Origin of the sequence: Vibrio sp. 1151_11 (assembly GCF_029478525.1) — a bacterium.
GTDB lineage: Bacteria > Pseudomonadota > Gammaproteobacteria > Enterobacterales > Vibrionaceae > Vibrio > Vibrio anguillarum.
In genome coordinates this window covers 1-2,378 of the sequence record NZ_SHMN01000071.1, presented here as the reverse complement: position 1 = coordinate 2,378, position 2,378 = coordinate 1, and the positions used below count along the sequence as shown (strand labels likewise).

At 46.4% G+C, this 2,378-nt stretch carries 3 protein-coding genes; all 3 read right to left on the bottom strand.

All coding sequences use genetic code 11. From position 1 onward, the window contains the following. Window positions 1–35 precede the first annotated feature (35 nt). Genes EXZ60_RS18740 through EXZ60_RS18730 form a run of 3 tightly spaced genes read right to left on the bottom strand, consistent with a single transcriptional unit; the run spans window position 36 to window position 2,298 of the window. Window positions 36–1,568, bottom strand: coding sequence for an IS66 family transposase (locus EXZ60_RS18740; protein WP_170899890.1), 1,533 nt, complete (start codon window positions 1,566–1,568; stop codon window positions 36–38). Between the two features lie 59 nt (window positions 1,569–1,627). Continuing rightward, window positions 1,628–1,981 (bottom strand): IS66 family insertion sequence element accessory protein TnpB, encoded by a 354-nt coding sequence (gene tnpB, locus EXZ60_RS18735; RefSeq protein WP_170899889.1) that lies wholly within the window; start codon window positions 1,979–1,981, stop codon window positions 1,628–1,630. Next, window positions 1,978–2,298: an IS66 family insertion sequence element accessory protein TnpB gene (locus EXZ60_RS18730; RefSeq protein WP_170899888.1), complete on the bottom strand. Its 321-nt coding sequence runs from the start codon at window positions 2,296–2,298 to the stop codon at window positions 1,978–1,980. Before EXZ60_RS18730 ends, tnpB begins: the two co-directional genes overlap by 4 nt. Window positions 2,299–2,378: the final 80 nt, after the last annotated feature.

Genomic DNA, 2,378 nt, shown 5'->3' with positions numbered 1-2,378 from the left:
GTATGCGCCCCATAATCCCACGGGGCGTTTTAATTTCAGTGTGAGACGTTCCAAGGCAGAAGAGAGTTAATATCAGGCTCTGGCTTTGCCAGTTCTTTCATACATTTGACCATGTAATCGTAGAGTATCAGTCCGTTCGCTTTCGCCGTCTCGATGATGCTATACAGCAAAGCACTCGCATCAGCACCAAGCGGATTCGTCGAGAATAACCAATTTTTTCTGCCAATGACCAGCGATTTGATTGCGCGTTCCGCTCGGTTGTTGTCGATAGATAAATGCCCATCTTCAACATAGCGTATCAGCTTAGGCCACTGACCCAAGGTGTACTTGATGGCTTTACCAAGAGGACTCGATTCGATGACTTTCTGCGTGGTTAACCAGTCATAGAAGTCATCCAACATCGGTTTAGCCTGCGCTTGTCTTTCTGACCAACGCTCTTCGACCGAAGCGAGTTTTAATCGGGATTCCAGTGCGTACAGCTTTTGGATTTTGGCTAACGCCACATCCGCTTTACCTGTTTTACCCTTGCCCTGAAGCTTCTTCGCTTCCATGAACTTACGACGTGCATGAGCGAAGCAACCGACATTGGTGACGTTGGTTAATCCATCATAAGCCGCGTAACCATCACTTTGCAGATAGCCTGAGTAATCACCCAAGAAGTTCACAGGACACGCTCTCGCGCGACTGTTTTGATAGTCGAACAAGACGATATTTTTCATGTCAGGGAGTTTAGCTTCAGGGGAGTCGGCTCCCGAGCAGTACAACCACATGTAACATTGCTTCTCTTCCTTGAGCACATTGAGCGGCGTTTCATCGGCCTGAACCACCCCTTGTTCAAGTAAGTGTACTTTTAATGCTTGATAAAGCGGTTTGAACTTTTCACTCACTTGGATAACCCACCTTGCCATGGTGGTTCTCGATAACTCGATACCTGACTGGGAGAACAAGCTTTCCTGACGATACAGCGGAAGCGCATACTGATATTTGCCTAAGATAATATTGGCAAGCAGGCTTTCAGTGGCGAAGCTTTTGGGGATGATACTTATCGGTGTAGGCTGCTGGTGAATATGGCTCGTCTCTGCTTTTTGTTCACACTGACGACAGGCGTATTTCGGGCGAACAACTTCCAACACTTTTAGGACGGCGGGCGTGAACTCCAGCTTTTCACTGCGGTCTTCGCCGATTTTATGCAGAGTGTGTTGGCAGCATGAGCACTGTTTGTCGTGCTCATCTAGGTCAAGCTCGATAATTTCACGTGGCAAGTCTTTAGGAAGCGGTTGACGTTTACCACGACGTTTGATTGTCGTCGTCGTGCTGGTGATAACCTCATCTTCCGATTTCGCCACTTCACATTCCGCCTCATTAAAGAGGTCACCCTGTGCTTCGTTATACGGCTTTAACGCTTCCGAGCGTTTGGCGAATTGACGGTCAAGGGCCAGTTTAAACTGCTCAATTAAGGATTGGCGCTCTTGTTGCCACTCTTTTTTCTCAGACATCAACGCTTTCACCATCGCTTGAAGCTCGGCGATGTCTTGGCTTTCTGGGTTAATGTCGGGCGTCTTTTTCATGGCATTGATTATACTAAAAATACCACGTCAAGGCTTGGTATAACTCACTTTTATCGAGTTCAACTCATTGTAAAGTTGTCTATTTTTATCGGTTTATGGCCGATTATCGTGAAGCCAGATAACAGTCTATCTAAGTCAAATTGAGTCAGGGTGTAGACCTGCTTTTTCTCTTGATTGGGCCATTTGAATTTGGCTTTTTCCAACCGTTTGTACCACAGGGCAAAGCCCGTTTTATCCCAGTACAACACTTTGATTTTATCGCGTTGTTTATTGGTAAATAGGAACAGTGCGCCTGTGCCGAGCGGCAAATCGGTTTCGGACTCGATAATCGCGGCTAATCCATTGATGGACTTTCTAAAGTCCACGAACTCTCGATACAGGTAAACATTCGGGGCGCTCAACATTCGTTTCATGACAGTGCTCCGATTAACTCTGCCAGATACGAGGCAGGTGTACCCTGTGGAATGCTGAGTTCAGCGTCATTAATAAATAATGTCATGTTGGCGACGGGTGTTTGAGTTACTTGGTAGCGAGTCGTTTTTTCAACGACTTCTGCTTTAACAAAGCCACTGATATTGGCTGACTCTGTTGTTTGTAACTGCTGGCGTTTGGCATAAAAGGTAGACAGACTTAGCTCGTTACGCTCACAGAAGACGCGCTGGGATAGATGGCTGGATTGGTATTTTTCAAACAGGGTTTGCCATTCTTTGTTGGTGCGCCGTTTTGCCATTTCAGATCTCCTTGAGGTTGGAGATTTGATCTTAGGACGTACCGATATTGATTAGAATGTGGGGTTTATGATGCGCTTAC

Bases quoted from the DNA above. Each gene is read 5' to 3' on its own strand.
- tnpB (WP_170899889.1), bottom strand. From the start codon at position 1,981: ATGAAACGAATGTTGAGCGCCCCGAATGTTTACCTGTATCGAGAGTTC.
- EXZ60_RS18730 (WP_170899888.1), bottom strand. From the start codon at position 2,298: ATGGCAAAACGGCGCACCAACAAAGAATGGCAAACCCTGTTTGAAAAA.
- EXZ60_RS18740 (WP_170899890.1), bottom strand. From the start codon at position 1,568: ATGAAAAAGACGCCCGACATTAACCCAGAAAGCCAAGACATCGCCGAG.